Source organism: Exiguobacterium sp. s64 (assembly GCF_018618035.1).
GTDB classification, from domain to species: Bacteria; Bacillota; Bacilli; order Exiguobacteriales; family Exiguobacteriaceae; genus Exiguobacterium; species Exiguobacterium mexicanum_A.
The window spans coordinates 116,421-136,971 of the sequence record NZ_JACSLH010000002.1; the positions used below are offsets into that span (position 1 = coordinate 116,421).

20 protein-coding genes are annotated in these 20,551 nt (G+C 53.9%); 9 read left to right on the top strand and 11 right to left on the bottom strand.

Annotated features, from left to right (window positions below):
* The first annotated feature begins 123 nt into the window (after positions 1 to 123).
* The 6 genes from putP (at position 124) to KNP64_RS04195 (ending at position 6,498) form a co-directional block, all read left to right on the top strand.
* Positions 124 to 1,611: a sodium/proline symporter PutP gene (gene putP, locus KNP64_RS04170; protein WP_214791990.1), complete on the top strand. Its 1,488-nt coding sequence runs from the start codon at positions 124 to 126 to the stop codon at positions 1,609 to 1,611.
* A gap of 125 nt (positions 1,612 to 1,736) precedes the next feature.
* A complete protein-coding gene (locus KNP64_RS04175) occupies positions 1,737 to 2,885 on the top strand; it encodes a CapA family protein (protein WP_251126292.1) in 1,149 nt (382 codons plus the stop codon).
* Between the two features lie 125 nt (positions 2,886 to 3,010).
* A complete protein-coding gene (locus KNP64_RS04180) occupies positions 3,011 to 4,222 on the top strand; it encodes an argininosuccinate synthase (protein WP_029595378.1) in 1,212 nt (403 codons plus the stop codon).
* Positions 4,215 to 5,597 carry an argininosuccinate lyase gene (gene argH / locus KNP64_RS04185; RefSeq protein WP_214791988.1) on the top strand — a complete coding sequence of 461 codons (1,383 nt, stop codon included), beginning with the start codon at positions 4,215 to 4,217 and terminating at the stop codon, positions 5,595 to 5,597. The genes KNP64_RS04180 and argH overlap by 8 nt, the downstream gene beginning before the upstream one ends.
* Before the next feature lie 112 nt (positions 5,598 to 5,709).
* Positions 5,710 to 6,240, top strand: coding sequence for a biotin transporter BioY (locus KNP64_RS04190; RefSeq protein WP_034777741.1), 531 nt, complete (start codon positions 5,710 to 5,712; stop codon positions 6,238 to 6,240).
* A 63-nt stretch (positions 6,241 to 6,303) separates the two neighbouring features.
* Complete coding sequence (locus KNP64_RS04195) at positions 6,304 to 6,498, top strand: hypothetical protein (protein ID WP_138859357.1); 195 nt, start codon at positions 6,304 to 6,306, stop codon at positions 6,496 to 6,498.
* A 135-nt stretch (positions 6,499 to 6,633) separates the two neighbouring features.
* Here KNP64_RS04195 and KNP64_RS04200 read toward each other — a convergent pair whose 3' ends face one another.
* The 8 genes from KNP64_RS04200 to KNP64_RS04235 all read right to left on the bottom strand — a co-directional run bounded on the left by KNP64_RS04200 (position 6,634) and on the right by KNP64_RS04235 (position 15,142).
* Positions 6,634 to 7,482, bottom strand: coding sequence for a sulfite exporter TauE/SafE family protein (locus tag KNP64_RS04200; protein ID WP_138859356.1), 849 nt, complete (start codon positions 7,480 to 7,482; stop codon positions 6,634 to 6,636).
* An 87-nt stretch (positions 7,483 to 7,569) separates the two neighbouring features.
* A complete protein-coding gene (locus KNP64_RS04205) occupies positions 7,570 to 7,926 on the bottom strand; it encodes a transposase (RefSeq protein ID WP_214791986.1) in 357 nt (118 codons plus the stop codon).
* A 19-nt stretch (positions 7,927 to 7,945) separates the two neighbouring features.
* The gene (locus KNP64_RS04210; RefSeq protein ID WP_214791984.1) at positions 7,946 to 8,701 is read right to left on the bottom strand and encodes a hypothetical protein; all 756 of its coding nucleotides are present in this window, start codon (positions 8,699 to 8,701) and stop codon (positions 7,946 to 7,948) included.
* Between the two features lie 84 nt (positions 8,702 to 8,785).
* Complete coding sequence (locus KNP64_RS04215; protein ID WP_214791982.1) at positions 8,786 to 9,196, bottom strand: hypothetical protein; 411 nt, start codon at positions 9,194 to 9,196, stop codon at positions 8,786 to 8,788.
* Between the two features lie 115 nt (positions 9,197 to 9,311).
* The gene (locus tag KNP64_RS04220; RefSeq protein ID WP_214791980.1) at positions 9,312 to 10,199 is read right to left on the bottom strand and encodes an alpha/beta hydrolase; all 888 of its coding nucleotides are present in this window, start codon (positions 10,197 to 10,199) and stop codon (positions 9,312 to 9,314) included.
* A 40-nt stretch (positions 10,200 to 10,239) separates the two neighbouring features.
* A complete protein-coding gene (locus KNP64_RS04225) occupies positions 10,240 to 11,022 on the bottom strand; it encodes an AAC(3) family N-acetyltransferase (protein ID WP_138859354.1) in 783 nt (260 codons plus the stop codon).
* Positions 11,023 to 11,027: 5 nt separating this feature from the next.
* Positions 11,028 to 14,039: an AAA family ATPase gene (locus KNP64_RS04230; RefSeq protein WP_214791978.1), complete on the bottom strand. Its 3,012-nt coding sequence runs from the start codon at positions 14,037 to 14,039 to the stop codon at positions 11,028 to 11,030.
* Complete coding sequence (locus KNP64_RS04235; protein ID WP_214791975.1) at positions 14,036 to 15,142, bottom strand: exonuclease SbcCD subunit D; 1,107 nt, start codon at positions 15,140 to 15,142, stop codon at positions 14,036 to 14,038. Before KNP64_RS04235 ends, KNP64_RS04230 begins: the two co-directional genes overlap by 4 nt.
* 105 nt (positions 15,143 to 15,247) lie before the next feature.
* Here KNP64_RS04235 and KNP64_RS04240 point away from each other — a divergent pair, with 105 nt between their 5' ends.
* Genes KNP64_RS04240 through KNP64_RS04250 form a run of 3 tightly spaced genes read left to right on the top strand, consistent with a single transcriptional unit; the run spans position 15,248 to position 18,130 of the window.
* Complete coding sequence (locus KNP64_RS04240) at positions 15,248 to 16,981, top strand: ABC transporter ATP-binding protein (protein ID WP_214791974.1); 1,734 nt, start codon at positions 15,248 to 15,250, stop codon at positions 16,979 to 16,981.
* Entirely contained in the window at positions 16,978 to 17,850 is an 873-nt protein-coding gene (locus KNP64_RS04245; protein WP_214791972.1) for an NAD(P)-dependent oxidoreductase, read from the top strand. Before KNP64_RS04240 ends, KNP64_RS04245 begins: the two co-directional genes overlap by 4 nt.
* Positions 17,851 to 17,896: 46 nt before the next feature.
* Complete coding sequence (locus KNP64_RS04250) at positions 17,897 to 18,130, top strand: DUF2188 domain-containing protein (RefSeq protein ID WP_052090131.1); 234 nt, start codon at positions 17,897 to 17,899, stop codon at positions 18,128 to 18,130.
* 19 nt (positions 18,131 to 18,149) lie between these two features.
* On the opposite strand, the gene KNP64_RS04255 is transcribed toward KNP64_RS04250, so the two are convergent.
* The 3 genes from KNP64_RS04255 to KNP64_RS04265 are packed head-to-tail and all read right to left on the bottom strand — an operon-like array spanning position 18,150 to position 20,306.
* Entirely contained in the window at positions 18,150 to 18,797 is a 648-nt protein-coding gene (locus KNP64_RS04255) for a DUF975 family protein (protein ID WP_034777756.1), read from the bottom strand.
* Positions 18,798 to 18,856: 59 nt separating this feature from the next.
* The gene (locus tag KNP64_RS04260) at positions 18,857 to 19,519 is read right to left on the bottom strand and encodes a copper homeostasis protein CutC (protein ID WP_214791970.1); all 663 of its coding nucleotides are present in this window, start codon (positions 19,517 to 19,519) and stop codon (positions 18,857 to 18,859) included.
* A 16-nt stretch (positions 19,520 to 19,535) separates the two neighbouring features.
* Positions 19,536 to 20,306 (bottom strand): DeoR/GlpR family DNA-binding transcription regulator, encoded by a 771-nt coding sequence (locus KNP64_RS04265; RefSeq protein WP_214791968.1) that lies wholly within the window; start codon positions 20,304 to 20,306, stop codon positions 19,536 to 19,538.
* Positions 20,307 to 20,551 lie beyond the last annotated feature (245 nt).

The window sequence follows — 20,551 nt, forward strand, 5'->3', positions numbered from 1 at the left end:
TTTGATTATTTGGTCAATCGTCAAACAAAATCGTTCACTTCATTCATTTTTGTGACAAAATTTTGTCATGGTGCAATCCATCATGTTTGAAAGCGTTTTCATTTTGAATGAGGGGGATGTTGTATGAACGGTGTATTGATTTCGATTACAGTGTATATGGCGCTCATGGTGTTACTCGGTGTCATCGCCTATCGGCGGACTGAGAGCATCGGCGACTATATGCTCGGAGGACGCGGACTCGGTCCCGCCGTCGCGGCTTTGTCGGCAGGTGCTTCCGACATGAGTGGTTGGCTATTGATGGGACTACCGGGTGCGATGTTCGCGACCGGACTCTCGAGCGGATGGATCGTCATCGGGTTGACGATTGGCGCGTACTTGAACTGGTTGCTCGTCGCACCTCGCTTGCGGACGTACTCGTATTTATCCGAGGATGCCATCACGATCCCAGACTTTTTCGAGAAACGATTTAAAGATTCACGCGGCACGTTGCGGACGTTCTCGGCGGCTGTGACACTCGTGTTTTTCACCCTCTATGCCACGAGCGGGTTCGTGGCCGGTGGTCGGTTATTCAATGCCGTCTTCGGAATCGGGTTCGGGACGGGCGTCTTGATTTTGGCATCGATTATCATCATCTATACGTTCATCGGAGGATTTTTGGCGGTCAGTTGGACGGATTTCGTTCAAGGGTTGATCATGTTGTTCGCCCTCATCCTCGTCCCGGCCATCGCCATCACGGCGACCGATGGCGTGAGCGCCGCCTTCCAGACGATCGGTGACATCGATGAGGCGCTGCTTGATCCGCTGACCGGTCAGTCGCTCATCGGCATCGTCTCGCTATTCGCCTGGGGGCTCGGTTACTTCGGGCAACCGCACATCATCGTCCGTTTTATGGCCATCGAGAAGTTACAGGACATCAAGAAGGCGCGACGGATCGGCATCTCATGGATGTTGTTCACCGTCGTCGGCGCGATGGCGACCGGGCTGTTCGGACTCGCCTATTATACGCAGCGTGGACTTGAGATCGATAACCCAGAAAACATTTTTATTAATTTATCTGATTTATTATTCGTCGATCTCATCACCGGCGTCTTGCTTGCGGCGTTGCTCGCTGCCATCATGTCGACCATCTCGTCACAGCTCCTCGTCTCGTCGAGTGCTGCGACGACCGACTTCTATCAGAAGTTCTTCCGAAGAGACGCCGGCGACCGTGAGCTCGTCATGGTCGGCCGGATCACGGTCATCCTCGTGTCGCTCATCTCGATTTGGTTGGCGTTCGGGGCGGATGATACAATCTTGAACTTGGTCGGTTACGCCTGGGCCGGCTTCGGCTCGTCGTTCGGGCCACTCATCTTGTTCAGCCTGTTCTGGAAACGGACGACGCGACAAGGGGCGCTCGCAGGTATGCTAACCGGTGCCTTCATCGTCATCCTCTGGAAAAACTTTGCCGCCGATTGGTTCGGGACCGTCGGTGAGCTCTATGAGATGATTCCAGCGTTCTTCTTGTCGAGCCTCGCCATTTATGTCGTCAGTCTGATGACACCACCACCGAGCTCGACGATTACGAACGAGTTTGAGGAAATGGAACACATTTTGAAGACAGAACGGATTTAACGATCGAAGTGCCTTGCTACTATAGCCTGGCACTTTTTCTTGTCGCCTAACAAGGAAATTGACAATCAATAGCGAATGGTACATATAGATCAATTTGTATCATAAGAAAGGAAGTGACTCGTCCCTTGAAACGAGTAATCCCGTATAAACAAGCCATATTGACCTTGCCCCTCCTCTTTCTATTCGGCTGTGCGACCGCCGAAGTCGAGACGTCTACCGAGCAAACGGAGACCCCGGCACCAGAGACCGAGGCGGAGGAGCCGGCGCCTGTTCCGGAAGAGCCAGAACCAGTCGTGACGACGACGTCGCTCTATGCGATTGGCGATATCTTGTTACACGATAGCGTATATAATGCCGCCAAGAGCGGGGACGGCTATGACTTCACTGCCGCCTTCGAACCGATCGCCCCGATTTTGACCGAGGCCGATATTGCCATCGCCAACCAAGAGAGCATGATCGGCGGCAGTGAGATCGGCTTATCGAGCTACCCGGCTTTCAACAGTCCGTATGAGGTCGGTGATGCGCTCCAAGACGCTGGCATCGACTTGGTGACGACGGCGAACAACCATACGCTCGATCGAGGTGTCACGGCCATCGAGAATTCGATTGCCCACTGGAACGAGATCGGCATGCCGTATACTGGTTCGTTCTTATCGGAAGCGGACAAAGCTGAGATTCGGACGTTGACGAAGAATGATATCTCGTTCGCGTTTCTCGCCTACACGTATGGCACGAACGGGGTCGTTCCGAAACAACCGTACCATGTCAACTACATCGATTTCGAGGCAATGAAGCCTGAGATTGAAGCGGCCGAACAAGCAGCCGACCTCACCGTCGTCTCGCTCCATTTCGGGAATGAATATGAGATACTCCCGAACGAGGCACAACAGACACTCGTCCAAGAGCTGTCTGACCTCGGGGTCGATCTCATCATCGGCCATCACCCCCACGTCCTCCAACCGGTCGCTTGGGTGGACGGCGCTGAAGGCAACCGAACGTTCGTCGCCTACTCGCTCGGCAACTTCCTGTCCGGTCAACAAGGGGACGATCGCAATACGGGTGGCATCGTCGGCATCGATGTCGTCAAGACGGTCGAGGCGGATGAGACGACGTTCGAACTCGCCAATCCGATGTTCTATCCGACGTTCACCCGGCGCTCTAGTGCGGACGGACCGTTCGAGGTCGTGCCGTTACAGACGGCAAAACCCGAGTTGTTCGATGCCACGAGCCAACATATGTCGCAATGGATGCCAGAACTCGAAATCGTTCAATGAAGGATCACTTTCACAAGTGATTCTTTTTTTTGCCAAAAAAGGTTGCTTTACATGAAATCATCCATTAGACTAAGTCGTATATTTATAAATACAGATGAATAATTATGTATAAGGGGTGTAAGGAAATGAAACAAAAACTCGTATTAGCTTATTCAGGTGGACTTGACACATCGGTCGCAATCAAATGGTTGGATGAACAGGGATATGACGTCATCGCCTGCTGTTTGAACGTGGGAGAAGGGAAAGACCTGGAGCGCATTCAACAGAAGGCACTCAAAGTCGGGGCCGTCAAATCGGTCGTCATCGATGCGGTCGATGAATTCGTCAACGATTTCGCCCGTTACTCGATGCAGGCACATACAATGTATGAAGGCGTCTATCCACTCGTCTCTGCCCTATCGCGGCCGCTCATCTCGAAGAAGCTAGTCGAGGTCGCGCAAGCCGAAGGTGCCATCGCCGTCGCTCACGGGTGTACGGGGAAAGGGAATGACCAAGTCCGGTTCGAGGTGTCGATTCATGCGCTCGACCCGTCGCTTGAAATCATCGCGCCGGTCCGGGAGTGGAAATGGTCACGGGAAGAAGAAATCGCCTATGCGGCCGAGCACGGTATCCCGATTCCGATCGTCCAAGAAGAGCCGTTCTCGATCGACCAAAACATTTGGGGCCGGGCCGTCGAATGCGGCATTCTTGAGGACCCATGGGCCGCTCCACCGGCGAGCGCTTATGAATTGACGGCACAGCTCGAAGACACTCCGAACGAACCGACGTATGTCGAAATCGAGTTCAACGCCGGCGTACCAGTCGCCATCAATGGACAAGCAGCGACGTTCACAGCCATTCTCGAGCAGTTGAATATCGTCGCCGGGGCTCACGGTATCGGGAAAATCGACCATATCGAAAACCGGGTCGTCGGGATCAAATCGCGGGAAGTGTACGAAGCACCGGGTGCGATGACGCTCATCACGGCACACCAGGCGCTCGAGGCGCTCACGCTCGTCCGGGAAGTCGCCCACTTCAAACCAATCGTCGAACAGAAATTGACGGAGACGATCTACAACGGTCTCTGGTACTCGCCACTGACGAAAGCGCTTCTCGCCTTCATCGATGAGACGCAACAGACCGTGACCGGTACGGTCCGGATGAAACTGTTCAAAGGACAAGCCATCGTCGACGGACGGAAGTCGCCGATCTCGCTCTATGACGAACATCTCGCGACGTACACGTCGGCCGACACGTTCGACCAACAAGCCGCCGTCGGTTTCATCAAGTTATGGGGACTGCCGACGAAAGTTCAAGCGGAAGTGCTAGCGGAGAAAGGAACGATGGTGCATGAGTAAACTATGGGGCGGCCGGTTCGAACAGACGGCCAGTGAATGGGTCGACGAGTTCGGGGCCTCGATTCATTTCGACGCCCAGCTCGTGTTAGAAGATATTGAAGGGAGCATCGCCCACGTGACGATGCTCGGGGAGCAGCACATTTTGACGGCGGACGAAGTCGCGCAAATCGTCGCGGGGTTGAAGACGCTAGCCAAGAAGGCACAAGCGGACGAATTGACGTTCAACGTCTTCCATGAAGACATCCATATGAACCTCGAGGCCCTCTTGCATGAAGAAATCGGCCCGGTCGCTGGAAAGATGCACACGGCCCGCAGCCGGAACGACCAAGTCGCGACGGATATGCACCTGTATTTGAAACGCCGTGTCCTCGAGACGATTGACGGGATTGAAGCCGTGCAGACGGCACTCTATGACCACGCCGCTAAAAACGTCGAGTCAATCATGCCGGGTTATACACACTTGCAACGGGCCCAGCCGATCTCACTCGCCCATCACTTGCTCGCTTACTTCTGGATGCTCGAGCGCGACAAAGAGCGTTTCAGTGACAGCTTGAAACGGATTGACATGAGCCCGCTCGGAGCGGGTGCCCTGGCTGGGACGACATTCCCAATCGATCGTCATCGCTCGGCCGAGTTGCTCGGTTTCGCCCAAGTCTATCCGAACAGTCTGGACGCCGTCAGCGACCGTGACTTCATCTTAGAGTTCTTGTCGAATGCGTCGCTGCTCATGATGCACTTGTCACGGTTCTGCGAGGAGTTGATCCTTTGGAGCAGCGAAGAGTATCGGTTCATCACGATCTCTGACGTGTTCTCTACGGGATCGAGCATGATGCCTCAGAAGAAGAACCCGGACATGGCCGAACTCGTCCGCGGAAAGTCAGGTCGCGTCGTCGGCAATCTGATGGGACTTTTGACGATTATGAAGGGACTCCCACTCGCCTATAACAAGGACCTGCAAGAAGATAAGGAAGGCATGTTCGACACCGTCAAGACGGTTCAGGGCAGTCTCAGCATCATGGCCGGTATGATTCAAGACATGACGTTCCACACGGAAACGATGAAGCAAGCAACCGAACGCGATTTCTCGAACGCGACCGAACTCGCCGATTATTTGACGGCAAAAGGGATGCCGTTCCGTGAGGCCCATGAAGTGACGGGCACGCTCGTCCGGTATTGTATCGACCAGCGTCTGTATTTATCAGAATTACCGATCGAGACGTACCAAGCCCACTCTGAATTGATTGAAGCGGATGTGTACGAGGCACTCTCGCCGGTGACGGCCGTCAAACGCCGCAACAGTTACGGCGGGACGGGCTTTGACTCAGTTCGGATTCAACTGACAGAAGCGAAAGAGAACCTACCGACACATGCGTAAACAATGAGGACCTGGTCAATTTGCGACCAGGTCCTCATTTTTCTACTTGTCAGACGAAAAAAATGATGTTAACCTAACTTTAGTCAACGTTAACAGAAAAGGGGTTTACATATTGAAAATTCATGATTTGACACAAGTTGCCATCGGTGCCGCCTTGCTTGCGAGCATCGGCTCCATTGCCATCCCGATCGGCCCCGTTCCGATCACCCTTCAAATGCTCGGCATCATGACGGTCGCTTCCGTGCTCGGCGCCAAAAAAGGCGGTCTTGCCGTCGTCGTCTACTTATTGCTCGGCTTGATCGGTCTACCCGTCTTAAGTGGTTCGGGCGGGCTCGCCCCGTTCGTCGGTCCGACGGTCGGTTATTTGATCGCCTTCCCGATCGCTGCCTTTTTGATCGGTTGGTTATCGGAACGACATCGTACGTTCCCCGCCCTCGTCGCTTATAACATCCTAATCGGACTCGGCTTCGTCTATGTAGTCGGCAGTCTCGGTCTCCAAGCCGTGTTCGGACTAACGTTCATCGATGCACTCAAAGTGAATATCCCATTCATCCTCGGTGACTTGATTAAAGCAGTGTTAGCTGCGGGCATCGCCTACAAAGTCTCAACGAACCCGCAAATGCGCAGAACCCTCGCCTCGTGAAGGTTCAAACGTTTCATCGGATAGAAGATGTGGAACGTATATAGTATGGAAGGGGGTGTCCTGATGAGCGATTCAACGTTTAAAAAGCGCTTGATGAAAGCGACCCATATCCATCGCTCCCCGAAAGGACAGCGTCGCGGGAAAGACGAGCCGCAACGTGAAAAACTCGACACCGAGGCGTTCGAACGACGGTTGCGTGAAGCGAAGAGCAAAGTCGGAGAGATTCAAGAGAACATTGACCATATCGCCAGACGTTAACACCCTGTCCTCGGACAGGGTTTTTTGATGCGCTTCAGCACACGTTATACCGATGGTGATGTTTATATGTAGGATATATCATGCTCCGACTATCCCTATAAGTAAGACCCTCGTCATGTAGACGAGGGTCGATCATCACTTCGAACGCGGCCGGATAAACAGCGCGACAATGAACGAGAGCGCGAGGACGACGAGTAGTCCGAGCGAGATGTCGTTGAAGCCGAGCAAGTTGAGTCCGACGCTGATGGCGACAGCGACATAGAAGCCACCGAGCGCTTTTTTGACGAGTTGCGAACTGAACCGTTGCAACTGCTTCGCCCCGATCGGTGAGCCAATCATCGCCCCGGCGATGAGCGCGAGACCATGCCAATAGTTTGCATCGGCCCCGGCGACGGCATAGTTGATAACGCCCGAGACGACGATAAGGAACGCCGCGGCGATACTCGTCCCGACGGCTCGTTTCATCTCGGTATTGAGCAGTTTGACTTGAAGCGGTGTCAATACGAATCCGCCGCTGACACCCATGAGTGACGAGATGAACCCGCCGAACAACCCGATAAAACCGAGGCGTGGGACCGACTCCGAGCCGACACTTCCTTCTTCATATTGCTTCGACCGGAAGAACGAGACGGCAAAGTATGTCAGTAGCGCGATGTAGGCGAGCGAGATGACCGGCTTCGCACCGTCGAGCGTCTCAAGGTAGAACACGAGCGGCGTCGCCACCCACGTCCCGACGACACCGAAGGCGCCAATCATGAGGGCATGTTTCGGATTGACGTTCTTTAATTTAAGATGAGAGATCGTACCGGCCGTGGTCGACCCGAGCGTGAGCATCAGACTGAGCGCGATGGCCGCACTCGCCTCGTATCCGAAGACGAGCAGCAGCGGCGTGAGTAAGATTCCGCCCCCGATGCCGAAGAATCCGCTCAAAATCCCGATGAGCGTTCCGAGCAGTAGAAACGATAGTAATGCTGTGACATCCATGAACAAACCTTCTTTCTTTCCTTTTCATAATTAATCATAACAAAAAAGGGGCGCATGTTGCGTCCCCAAAAATTAACGTTACATCAATCACGGATACAAGTCTTCCTCCTGCAAGTAACCAATGAAGGAATCTTGCAGTTCCCCTTCTGAGTCCACATCATCGAGCAGTAATGTCGCTTCCATGTCTGAATCATTCAGTGGCGAACTACCGTCAATCACCCCGAAGATGTGAGAGACCGTGTCTACCATCACGACTTCAATGATATGCATCATTAACTTTTGTTGTTCCGGATCCATCTGTTGATACATATGAATCGCTTGACTATACAGTTCGGTATCTGATATCGACACTTCTTCTTCATACATATTCTTATAGTCTGAAAGGGCATCTTGTACGACGGTTGCATACATAGCTTTTACAAATTGTTCTATTTTTTCTTCCATTTCAGTCGCTCCTTCTATTTTAAACGTCATCGAACGAGAAGTCAGAAGACCGCAGCCGCTCCGCTTCTCGCATCAAGTCTTCATCTATCACTTTTTCCAATAATATGCCGGGTCCGATATGCGTCCGGGCCGCTTCGCGTCGTGCCACGAAGCATATGTCGTCGAAAGCTTCGGTCAGTTGAAAGTACGTTCCATCCGCTCCAGTATCAACCGCTACCCAATCAAACCCTTCAATCGTTTCGATGTTTCCATGCTCCAGTAACGCGTGACTCCAATAGTTAATCCAACTCACCTCACGCACTTTCAAGAACCAGAAATTATCCCGTTCATACGTCCAGAACATCGTCTCATTTAAAAGTTGGTCTGTATCGACAAATACGTCCCTATCCAAATCTAGTTCAATTGATGCCCGATAAGGTCTCCACGTCTCACATACAAAGCGAAACAAGTCTGTCCATTTGGTTTGTTCTAACTGAAATTGCTGTTTACTGATTGCAAAGTGAAAGCCTGCACTGCCTGGCAATCCGCCTCGAGGGTAAATATTCATGTAACTCTTCCGTTTCTCTAATCTGCCGATAAAACTATAGGTATCCTCGAGTCCTTCGATCCACATTTCTTTAAATATTTCTGTAGTGAACGATTGCTTTACCGGCTCGAAAAATCCAACTCTTGATAGTTGTACCTCGAACTGATTCAACAACTCCAAAAAGTTCTCTGCGCAACTTTTTGTCCCAATGTCCTGTTCAAAACAGAACCTTAACGAAATCGTCTCCATACCTACCACTCCATAATTCATTAGTTCCAGCGAATTCATCGAATACGTAATCGGCCCCTAATTGTTTGCTTGTCGCAACGTACGTCAAGGTAGAAACGGCGGCGGCAAGATTTTAGTCATCTCTTGTTGTAACTGTCTACGGAATTCTACCATCTCGTCCTTCGTGACAAGCAACGCATCGATCTGCTTCGGTCCAAGCTTCTTATAAAATATCCATTTAAAAAGCTCACCTTGCTCTTTCTCGATTCGCAACACAAAATAAGGTTCGACCGGATTCACAATAATACGCTTTAATGAACCGTTCAACATCGAATCCATTTCGTCCAAAAAGTAATGATACTCCGACTCTAGGAGGAGGGAACCGTAAAAATCGAAGATGATTGTATTCTGAAGTTCGATGTGAAACAGAGAGGCGATAAACGGGTCATCCCCCCTCTCTGCATACTTTCTAGGAAACAATTCGATATTCAACTCTTGGTTTTTGATGATCGCCACCTGCTCACTCCATTCCCTACCTTGCCTCTAATAACGACTCGTGCATGTTCGATTCGGTGCCATAGATTAAGAACCTTTTGAGCGAAAAGAGTCCAGGTTTCCCCAGACTCCTCGTTTATAATACCTTCTCTAAAAATCCGAATACTTTTTGACGATACTCGGTTTGGAACGAGCGATGCGACTGCACGTGCCCATCATTCTCGGTCACCCACAGTTCGACTTCCTCCCCGGCCTCGGCCAATTGTTCACTCTCGCTCACAGGGATGGCATCATCGCCCTCACTATGAATCAACAACACCGGCGCCTCGATTTGAGCGATATCGTCAATCGGCTTGACCACATCGGGATCGAGACCCGTGAACCACGGCGTCACCGTCATGATGACCGGTGTGAACGGAAAGTTCGGTAAATCGCTCCATACAGGCAAGTTTGTCTCGAGGTAGCCCCGGAGGTCACTGAACGGACTATCGGCGATCACAGCGGCCACGTCGGTCTCATCAGCCGCAGACAACGCCGTCGCCGCGCCCATCGACACCCCGTATAAGACGATCGGACCGTCCGAGCGTTCTTTCGCATAGGCAATCGCGGAAGCGAGGTCCGCTTGTTCTTTCGCCCCGACCGTCACACGATCACCTTCCGAGATACCTGACCCACGAAAATCGAACGTCAAGAACTGATATCCTTGTTCATGAAACTCCGGAATCAATTCTTTGAGCGGCAAATCGGACTGCTCGCGGTTCTTCCCATAACCATGTGCGAACACGATCGTTGCGCGCGGTGTCGGGTGCGGGATCCACCACCCGTACAAATCGTGACCATCCTCGGCTTCGATGGTCACATTCTCGTATTTGACACCTAACGTCTTCGGCGTATACGTCAACGTCTCACGTTCGGGCGACGTCAACTGATCGCCGATGTGGGCCGAGATGCCCACGACGGCGAGAAACACGATGAGAAGCAACACACCGGTCGCCACCCCTATATATTTAACCCAACGATTCATCGCACTGCCCCTCTCCATTGTCCACTTGCTTTCAGTTGACTCATCGGAGCCAACTCCGTAAAGCGATTAACGCATGTTGTACCGGTTCCCATGTCTCAGACGGAATGACGTAACACGTCGCCTCCGCAATGTGAAACGTCGTCACATCGGCACGTCGAACGATATTTTCACCGATTGGACCGAACGGGTCACTGTTGACATCCGTATGGTCGAATGTCTTCCACACCCGCGCCCCGTCCTCATAAAGCGCGCACCCAAACGACTTCACCGGTCCGTCAATTCCATACTCGGCATAATGCCATAACGTCGTCGCATCGAGGGGTGAACCGAGATGTAGGATTTTTGCATTACGCTCGATCATGCGTTCGATTGGCGAACCCGGCCCAAAACCGACTTCAAGTGTATGTCCTGCCACGATCTCCTCGGCACCATTCCCCCACGCAGCGACCGACCACATCGGATGATCGCTCCGAAACACGTTCGGATACGTACGGAACAGTTCCGGGACACGGCCCATGCCTCGAGTCGGTGTCTTTTCCTGGTCATACGCCGGCATTTCCTCCCGGATCGTTGGCCACCACTCGACTGGGACGGGTGGGGCTTCCCATTCAGCCGGGTCTGAATTATCACTGCTCTGGGTCGCCATCATGATCAGCCCGTCCGGACCGACCGTATCTTGGAGCGCCTCGATGACGGTCTGAGCCCCGCCACATACCCATCCGAGCTTTGATAAGGACGTGTGGACGAATAGGATGTCCCCCGGCTTGACGCCGGCATCCTGTAAGTGGGCAACTAAACTTGTTTTCGTTTCGATATGTTTCATCGGATTCACTCCACGATGAGCTGGATCGTCGACCCGCTCCTTGATTTTTTGACTTCAATCCGGGCGTCGACCCGGTCTTTTAATTCCTGAACGTGACTGATGACCCCGACGAGCCGCCCGCTCGATTGGAGCGACATGAGAAGCTCGATCGCTTGGTCGAGCGATTCAGCGTCGAGTGTCCCGAACCCCTCATCGATGAGCATCGTCTCAAGGCTGACCCCGCCACTCAGTTGCTGGACGACTTCGGCGAGTCCAAGGGCGAGCGACAATGATGCTTTGAACCCTTCCCCACCCGACAGGTTTTGGACGCGGCGTGACTGACCCGTATAGGCGTCAAAGACTAATAGTTCGAGACCGGACTTGGCATTTCCTCTCGCCGTCTCGATTTTCCGCTCCAATTGGAACTGTCCGCTCGTCATTTGATCGAGATGGACGTTGGCCGCATGGAGAATTTGATCGAAGAACGCCGTCTGCACGTACGTCTCGAACGTTAACTTTTGCGGATTCAGTCCTCGACCGGTGTCGGCGATCAACTTGACCGTCTCCAGATTCCGTTGATCTTCATCCGTCTTCTCCCGAAGCGCGTTCCATTCGGCTACGATGTGACGATGACGTTTCAATTGCCCGTCCGCCGTCACGAGTTGTTCGGACAGCGCTTCGAACGAACGGTTCTCCTCGTGCAACTTCTCCTGGAGTCGTTCAAGGTCTGGTCGCGGACGGTCCCCGATTTTATCGTTCAGCGCCTTGACGGCGTGTTCGAGCCGGACACCTTCCTCCAGCTCGGTCGCTTGGCGTTCGCGCAGCTCGGGCAGTTGCTCGACGCGCGCACGATACTCCTTGAACACAGCTTCAGTCAACTCAATCTTCTCGAGAGCAGCCTCCAGTTCAGCCGTCGCTTCGGAAAGACGAACATCCTCGAACTCGAGTTGTTCACCAAGGAGACGGAGTCGCTCCGCTTCCCCCCACTTCAATCGATTCAATTCTTCAAGCCGACGTTCATACGTCCCCACGTGCCGTTCGATGTGAGTGAGTCGCGTCGTGAGCTGATTCCGCTCGGTCTGCAACATTTCTAACGTCGTCCCATCCGGTTGACGCATCGACTGAAGCTGCTCTTGGACGGTCTGGAGCTGTTCGAACAACTTCTGTCGTTCATCTGCCTGCACACGCTTCGCCGTCTCGAGTTGCTTCAATTCGGTCGTGGTCGCGCGCAAGAGACGCTCCATCCGTTGTCGTTCTTCGACTTCTTGACGCAACTGCCGGACGCGGGCGTCTTGGTGTTGCATCGCAGCGTCAGCCGCGCCATCGAGCTTCAATTCGAGTCGAGCGAGATCACGTTCACGGATCAGCTCATCGAGTTGGCGTTTGAGCGCCCGATAATCCGCCCGTGCTTCATGGAGGTCGGCCTCGATTCGTTTCAGCGTCTCGATGGCTGAGCGATGACCGGCTTGGTCGATGGACGTCCCCGTTCGCTCCACGTGTCCGTGGGTCAATGAACCGCAGACCGGACAAGGTTCCCCCGCTTCGAGTTGCTCCCGCAGCGTGTCGGCCATGAGTGCATGCTCGGCCTCGACGAATTGGTCGACTTGTTTTGTCTGGGCAGTGAATTGTCGCTGGACTTCCTTCCCGTTGCGTTCACAGGCACCGAGTCGTTCCGTGACCTCTGCCACTTTCGCCTCGAGCCGAACCTGATGTTGGAGCTGACTATACAGCCGTTCGGCCTCGACGAGTTGGTTTGGGGCCGGTGCGTGTTCCAGCTTAGCCGCAAGTTCGCCTTCAGTAGCTTGGAGCTCCTGGAGACGCGCTTCTTCTGAGAACAGGCTGAGCGGCTCCAACTGGCGTTTCAAGTCATCCCGACGTCTCGTGGCCCGGTGCCATTCGTCGACGTAGGGCAACATCTCGTCAATCGCATTGACGCGACTTGTGGCTTGATCTGCCTCCTGGCGCATGGACGTGATGGCTTCTGCTTCTGCCTTCAACTCTTCCAGCTGTTTCGTGTAGCCTTCGTCTCGTTGACGGGATACATCGCGTTCACGGGTCAACCGTTCGATGTCGTGACGCACCGTTTCGGTACGTTGATAGAGCGGGCTGACGCTCGCCACTTGTTCAAGTCGTTGGATGAGCGCTTGGCGTTCTTCACGCTCCTGTGCCGCTTCGCGGAATGCTTGGAGCGCGGTTGCGCGCACGTCCCGCTCTTCCATCAACTCGGCGAGCGTGGTCGCCTGATTCACTTCTCGACGTAGCGCCTCGAGCCGTTCCTCACCAGTCCGGCGTTGTGCCTGTAGCGAGTCCCTCGCCGCCAAGAGCCGCTCCTCCCGGGCGTCGAGCCACGTCACGATTTCAGGCAAGTTTCGGGTCGACATGTCCTCGACGGCATCGTCTTCGAGTTCCAACAGTTTTAAGCGCGTCGTCTCGACCGCCCATTCGACTCGTTTGCGGTATTTGCCGTAACGTTCAATCCAATCTTCCTGAAAGGCACGGTACGCCTCCGTCTTGAAGATCGATTGCAGAATTTGTTGCTTCTTCGTCGAATCGGAATCGAGGAGCTGACGGAACTGGTTCTGCGGCAACAGCAAGATTTGGCTGAACTGCTCATAGCTCAGTTGCAACAACGATTCAATCGTCTGTTCGACGTCGTTCACTTTCGTCGCAATCGGTTTCCAAGCGTCTTTCCATTCGTAGAGCACCGCCTCGTGCGGGATTGGCGTCTTATTTTTCGGGTGCGGCTGTTGTGGTTGGCGGACGATCCGATATCGTTCGTCGCGAATCGTGAACGAAAAGTCGATCTCGGTCTTTCGCTCCGGGTCCGCATATTGGCTTCTAAAATCACTCGCGTTTCGGAGCGTCCCACTCGCCCGTCCGTACAGCGCGAACGTCATCGCGTCAAAAATCGTCGTCTTCCCTGCACCGGTCCGGCCGCTGATGACGAACATCGAACGGCCTTCAAGCTGCGTAAAATCGATTTGTTCTGTCTCCGCGTAAGGACCGAAGGCGGTGATGGTCAATTGTTCCGGTCTCAAATCGATTCCTCCCCTTCTAAGAAGCGTTGCACCGTCGCATCGGCATCGCGGCCGTGGACGGCTTTAAAGAAGTCCATATATACATCCTCGACCGATTGCCGTTCGAGCTTCTCCCGTTCGAAGCGGGACGTCTGGTCTTGGCGACGCAACAACTCAAGTTCGAGGTGTAAGATGTTCGGATAGACGGTCCGCAACTTCGCCATCGGGTCGAATAACGCACGTTCATCGGTCAAGACGATTTTTAAATAGTCGTCGACGGCCTCGTCTTGATAAAACGACGGATCGAGCAGCTCGTTCAACGTCCCGGTCAAGATGCGCAAGTCACGGCGCGCCTGAAGTGGACGACGTCGACGTGTCCACGTCCCGTCCCATTCGATGACGTCGACCGATTTCACATGCGTCGCCTCGGAGAACGAATATTTCATGAGCGACCCGCTGTAAGCGATCCGGTCGTCGCGAATGGCGTCACGGTTATGCAGGTGTCCGAGCGCCGTATAGCCGAACGGCGCGTATAGTCCTTTGGCGACTTGCCCGGCCGTCCCGACGAACAGTTGCCGTTCGGAGTCGGTCTCGAGTCCGCCGGCGACGAAACTGTGGCCGACGGCGACCGCTCGTGCGTCGATCGCCCCATAAGAGTCGACGACTGCGGCGAGCGCGTCATGGTGAGTCCGAATCGACTCGTCGCCGAACGCGTAACGGATGCGCGCCGGCTCGAGGAACGGCATCAAATAAAACGGGATGTCATTCACGACAATCGGCCCTGTTCCCGGGTCATATTTCCCGACGATATGGAGACCGACTTTCGTCAACAGTTTGGAGCTGTATTGGAGCCGCTCGGCCGAATCATGATTGCCGGCGATGGCGAGCACGGGGATGCCCCGCTCGAGGACGAGCGCACGCCACATCTCATCGAGCAAGTCGACGGCCTCGACGGGCGGCACGGCCCGGTCATATAAATCACCGGCGACGACGATGGCATCAGGCTTCTCCTCGTCGACGATGTGTAAAAATGATTCAAATAAAATGATTTGTTGTTCTTCTGTCATGTGGCGACCGTGGACGATTTTACCTAAATGCCAATCGGCCGTATGTATCCATTTCATGCGACTTCACCTCTGATTCCATTCTAGCATTATTCCGGTGTACGATTCGACGTCTTGACACTTGTTTTCGAAACAGCGAAAGTTAAAAGGAAAGGGGGACGTATCATGGAGTCCACATCCACATGGCAAGCCTTTCTACGCTTGTTCCGCGTCGCTCGACCACCGAAAGGTCTGTTCATCGGCGCTGTATTGATTTCGTTGCTCCAAGCGATGGCGTCACTCGCCATCCCGCTCATCTTGCAACGCGTCGTCGACAATTGGAGCGAGGCCGCGCTCGACGCCCGTCTCGTCACCATCTTCGTCATCGCGTTTCTAATTCAAGTTATCTCGAGCGCGATTTCGATCTATTGGTTACATATCGTCGGACAACGCGTCGTCGCCAACCTGCGGACGACGTTATGGGAGCATCTCATCGCGCTTCCGATTCCGTTCTATGACGGCGTCAAATCGGGGGATCTCGTCTCGCGGCTCAACAATGACACGACGACGTTGCAGCAGCTCTTGTCCGAACAGAGCGTCCGCTTGTTGACGTCGTTCGTCTCGGTCATCGGCGCTGTCGGCATCTTATTCACACTCGATTGGCAGATGACGCTCGTCATCTTGTTCTCGGTGCCGACGACACTCTTGATTGTCATCCCGCTCGGGCGTAAACTTCGGAAAATCGCCAAGGCGACCCAACATGAACTCGGTGACTTGTCCGGGTTTTTCGCCGAACTGCTCGGGGAGATTCGGCTCGTGAAATCACAGGCGACCGAATCCGTCGAGGTCGCAGAAGGAAAACGCCGCATCGAGCGGCTCTTCGGTCTCGGTGTGCGCGAGGGACGGATTCAAGCAATCTTGATTCCGCTCTTGAACGTCACGTTGACGGCGATGCTGATCGCCATTCTCGGCTTCGGGGCTTATCGGGTCTCGACCGGTGCCCTGTCGACCGGCTCGTTGCTCGCGTTCATGCTGTACTTGTTCCAAATCATCACGCCGCTCATCACGATGACGGAGTTTATCACCCGGCTTCAAAAAGCACGCGGGGCGACCGAAAGAATATCGGAACTGCTCGCCATCGAGCCGGAACCGTACACGGCTGAGCCGTCGACGATTCGACAGTCGTCGCTCTCGTTCGAGGGCCTGACGTTCCGTTATGGCGACCAACCTGTGATTGACGACGTGTCCCTCATTGTCCCGTTCGGTGCCACGACAGCCATCGTCGGACGCAGCGGTGCCGGCAAGACGACACTGTTTGCCCTCGTCGAGCAGTTCTACCTTCCGTCGAGCGGTCACATCTATTACGGGGACCGGGATATCTCAACCTACGGCCGCAACGAATGGCGGCAAGTCATCGGCTACGTCGCCCAAGATTCGCCCGTCCTATCCGGGACGGTGCGACAAAATATCTTGTACGGCTTGACCCGGACAGCGACCGAGGACGAGATTCGACGAGCCTGCGACATGGCCAACGCCTGGTCGTTCATCGAGTCGATGCCGGACGGGCTCGATACAGAGATCGGTGAGCGCGGCGTCCGCTTGTCGGGTGGTCAACGACAACGACTCGCCATTGCCCGGGCGCTGTTACGCGACCCGCAAATCTTATTGCTCGACGAGGCGACATCAAGTCTCGATTCGGAATCTGAGCGTGTCGTCCAAGAAGCGCTCGACCGGCTCATGAAAGGCCGGACGACGCTCGTCATCGCCCACCGCCTTTCGACCGTCCAACATGCCGACCAAATCGTCGTGCTCGAGGACGGCGGCATCAGCGGGCTCGGGACGCACCAAGAGTTGCTTCGGGACAACAAACTCTATGAACGACTCGTGAAACAACAACTTTTAGGAGGCAATCAATTATGAAGACAATCGGATTTATCGGACTCGGTGTGATGGGTCGATCGATGGTCAGAAACTTAATGAAGGCGGGATTCGAAGTCCAAGCGTATACGCGGACGAAAGAGAAGGCGGCTGATTTATTGGCGGAAGGTGTCCGCTGGTGTGATTCGGTCGAAGCCGTCTGTCAAAACGCCGATGCCGTCATCACCATCGTTGGCTACCCGTCTGACGTCGAGAGCCTTTATTTCGGGGACGGTATGATTTTGCAGTCGGCCGAGCCGGGAACGCTCGTGATTGATATGACGACGTCTTCGCCGACGCTTGCCGAACGTATCGCTGAGGCGGCAATCGATCGCAGCTTACTCCCGCTCGACGCACCGGTCACGGGTGGCGATGTCGGTGCGAAGAACGGGACGTTGTCGATTCTCGTCGGTGGCGGCGAATACGCCTTCACGAAGGCACGACCGCTGTTCGAGGCGATGGGCCAATCGATCGAACGGATGGGCTATGCCGGGAGTGGCCAATATGGAAAGCTCGCCAATCAAATCGCAATCGCCGGCATCATGATGGGCAACGCCGAGATGCTCGCCTTTGCGAAACAAGCCGGGCTCAATCCCGATCAACTGCGCCAGACGATCCGAGGCGGCGCAGCCGGCAGCTGGACGCTCGAGAACCTTGTCCCGCGGATGATCATCGAGGACTACGCTCCTGGTTTCTTCATCAAACATTTCATCAAAGATATGAAACTTGCCCTCGAGAGCGCAGACCAGTTGAATATCAAACTGCCGAGCCTCGAGTTGGCGCATAAACTGTACTCAATCCTCGAAGAGAACGGCTACGGCGAGAACGGGACGCAGGCGCTCATCGAATACTACATGCACCAGGACGTTTGAATCGGCTCGCTCGTGGAATTAGTAGTACAGAAGGGAGCGATGTAAGATGCCATGGAATATGAAAGATTATCCGGAATCACTGAAAAACTTCGACCCGCTCGTCAAAAAGAAAGCCATTGATATCGCCAACGCCTTGCTCGCCCAAGGCTACTCCGATCAAAAGGCGATTCCGATCGCCACGGAACAAGCGAAAAAATGGCATGAACATGCCTCAAAAGAAGAGAAAGACGAGTTCCGTGACGCTCCCGACCCACAAAAGTCGGATCGGCACGGGACATAAAAACAACCGGTCGGCTCATTCAGCCGACCGGTTGTTCGTTTGCTTCTGTTTCTGCCTTGATTTCGACGTACAGTCCGGCGAGCGCCGTGTTGATATAAGGTTGCACGAAGATATAGGCCAATCCGCCGGTGAATAAGACGAGCACATACCAACCGATGAAACTCGCATATAGACGAAGCATCGTGCGCTTGTGTCCAAACATGAGACGGCGGCTTTCACGCATCGCGCCGAAAGCGGATAGTTCCGGGCGGTCCCGTAGGACGAACGGGACGATCCGATACGTCAAATAGAACCAGATTCCCGGCACGATCAAGAACAGCATGAGCACGTTCAAACCGAGATAAAAGACGGCATAATACGTGACGGCACGCATGTAATCTTTGAGCGAACCGAACGCTTCGAACAGCAGACCGAACGACGGTTTCTCGGCTTTCGCGATGTCGAGGAATACCCAGTTGCGGCCAAGTTCTAGCGGAGCGAGCAAGACGGTCGCGGTGTATAGCAAACCGATCGAGACGAACAGGATGCTCGGGTCGGTCGATTCTAAATCGAGCTGCGTCGTGATGACCGCTTGAACGAGCATCGTTGCCACGACCGCAAGGAGCGAGATGCCCCAGTTCCCGGACAACATCCGAAGGGCAAATTGTTTATAGACTGATGATTGCATGACTTCACCTACTGTATCGTTTTTTTCATTATAGCAAAAAAACAGTCATCCGACTGTTTTTAGCGTGTCATCGTTTCCTTGATGGCGTTGAACTTCTGCTCATCTAGCTGTCCATCGGTCCTTACACCACTACCGACATGGACAAAGTCAATGCCTAATCGGTCGACGAGTTGGGACACGTTGTCCGCCGTGATCCCAGCGCCTGGAAGGATGTTCATTTCCGCGACGTCGTGCATCGCGCTCAACCGCTCTAAGCCATCTAATGCCGTCGCTTGACCGCCAGACGTCAGCACATGGTCCACTTCAGGGAAATCATTCAACACGGTGATGGCGTCCATCAAATCGACCGCGTCATCAATGGCCCGATGGAACGTCAATGCCATCTCGCCCTTATGTTTAATCACTTCCCCGAGCAGTGCCTCATCGATGCGCCCGTCATTCGTCAAAGCACCGAACACGATGCCATCGGCTCCGAGCTCACGACACAGACCGACGTCTGCCAAAATCGTCTCCGCGTCCGCTTCATCATAGACGAATGAGTCTGCATGCGGACGAATCATGACGTGGACCGGAATCGTCGCTTGTTCGAGCACGTTTCGAATCGTCCCGAAACTTGGTGTCGTCCCGCCAGCTCGCATATCCGCAATCAATTCGAGACGGTCCGCCCCGTAACGCTCTGCCTGTTTCGCTTCTTTCAATGTGGTCACGATCACTTCAATCATGTCTTCTGCCTCCTTATTAAGGTGCGAAGCGCCATTCGACCTCGTGCTCCGCTAACGCACGTTTCCAATCTGCGGGCTCCGGGAAATCCGAGATGATTGTCGTCACCTTGGAAAAATCGGAGACCCAATACCGCTTTTGTTGGTTGAACTGGGTATGGTCGGCCAGTAGTAAACATTGTCTACTTTGGTCGAGTACCGCTTGCGTCACGGTCGAGAGACCGTGAGCATCACACGTCAAACCGAGCGAGGGATCGACCCCCTCGACAGAGAAAATCGCCATGTCAAACATGTACGTCTTTAACTGCTGCAAGACGTGTTCGCCGACGGTGACGAGATGCTTCGGATCAATCGTGCCGCCGAGCAGTTGGATGTCCCCCGTGAAGACGCCTTTGGCCCGTTGCTCGAAGAGGGCCTTTGCCGCCATGAGTGACGGTGTGACGACCGTCAAATTTCGTCCGCGAAGTCTCGCGGCGACTTGTTCCGGGGCGACCCCATGACCGATGTAAAGGAGGGTATCATCCTCGACGAGCTGAAACGCCGTATAGGCGATGCGACGAATCCCGTCCATGTTTGAAATCATCATCGGTTGGAACGATACGCTTTGATGCAGCACCGCCCCGCCATACACCCGTTTGATGCGATGTTCTTTTTCAAGTTCTTCTAAGTAGCGGCGGATCGACTCCCCAGAGACGTTCAACCGTTCAATCAACTCACTCGTCTTCACTTTGCCTTCTCGTTCAATCCATTCCACAATCTTTTGCTTACGTTCTTCTCCAATTAAAGACACTTCCCTGCCTCCTCCGCAAATATCGCTTCCTTTCTCAGTGTAGCGAACGGATGTAAATTTAACGTAAACAGAAAGTAAAGAACGGGCAAATCCAACAGATTTTTCGCTCATTTCGACGAAAATCAACAGAAATCCACAAAAAAGACAGTCGAACGTTGACATCTTGCTTTCAATCCCGAGCGCATCTCATGAAAATGACCGACCTTCTCTCCGTGTCCTCCGAGAGCTTGCCGGTCATCGAAACA

Coding starts and splice junctions, on each gene's coding strand:
- putP (WP_214791990.1), top strand. CDS start 124: ATGAACGGTGTATTGATTTCGATTACAGTGTATATGGCGCTCATGGTG.
- KNP64_RS04180 (WP_029595378.1), top strand. CDS start 3,011: ATGAAACAAAAACTCGTATTAGCTTATTCAGGTGGACTTGACACATCG.
- argH (WP_214791988.1), top strand. CDS start 4,215: ATGAGTAAACTATGGGGCGGCCGGTTCGAACAGACGGCCAGTGAATGG.
- KNP64_RS04195 (WP_138859357.1), top strand. CDS start 6,304: ATGAGCGATTCAACGTTTAAAAAGCGCTTGATGAAAGCGACCCATATC.
- KNP64_RS04200 (WP_138859356.1), bottom strand. CDS start 7,482: ATGGATGTCACAGCATTACTATCGTTTCTACTGCTCGGAACGCTCATC.
- KNP64_RS04205 (WP_214791986.1), bottom strand. CDS start 7,926: ATGGAAGAAAAAATAGAACAATTTGTAAAAGCTATGTATGCAACCGTC.
- KNP64_RS04210 (WP_214791984.1), bottom strand. CDS start 8,701: ATGGAGACGATTTCGTTAAGGTTCTGTTTTGAACAGGACATTGGGACA.
- KNP64_RS04220 (WP_214791980.1), bottom strand. CDS start 10,199: ATGAATCGTTGGGTTAAATATATAGGGGTGGCGACCGGTGTGTTGCTT.
- KNP64_RS04225 (WP_138859354.1), bottom strand. CDS start 11,022: ATGAAACATATCGAAACGAAAACAAGTTTAGTTGCCCACTTACAGGAT.
- KNP64_RS04235 (WP_214791975.1), bottom strand. CDS start 15,142: ATGAAATGGATACATACGGCCGATTGGCATTTAGGTAAAATCGTCCAC.
- KNP64_RS04240 (WP_214791974.1), top strand. CDS start 15,248: ATGGAGTCCACATCCACATGGCAAGCCTTTCTACGCTTGTTCCGCGTC.
- KNP64_RS04245 (WP_214791972.1), top strand. CDS start 16,978: ATGAAGACAATCGGATTTATCGGACTCGGTGTGATGGGTCGATCGATG.
- KNP64_RS04250 (WP_052090131.1), top strand. CDS start 17,897: ATGCCATGGAATATGAAAGATTATCCGGAATCACTGAAAAACTTCGAC.
- KNP64_RS04255 (WP_034777756.1), bottom strand. CDS start 18,797: ATGCAATCATCAGTCTATAAACAATTTGCCCTTCGGATGTTGTCCGGG.
- KNP64_RS04260 (WP_214791970.1), bottom strand. CDS start 19,519: ATGATTGAAGTGATCGTGACCACATTGAAAGAAGCGAAACAGGCAGAG.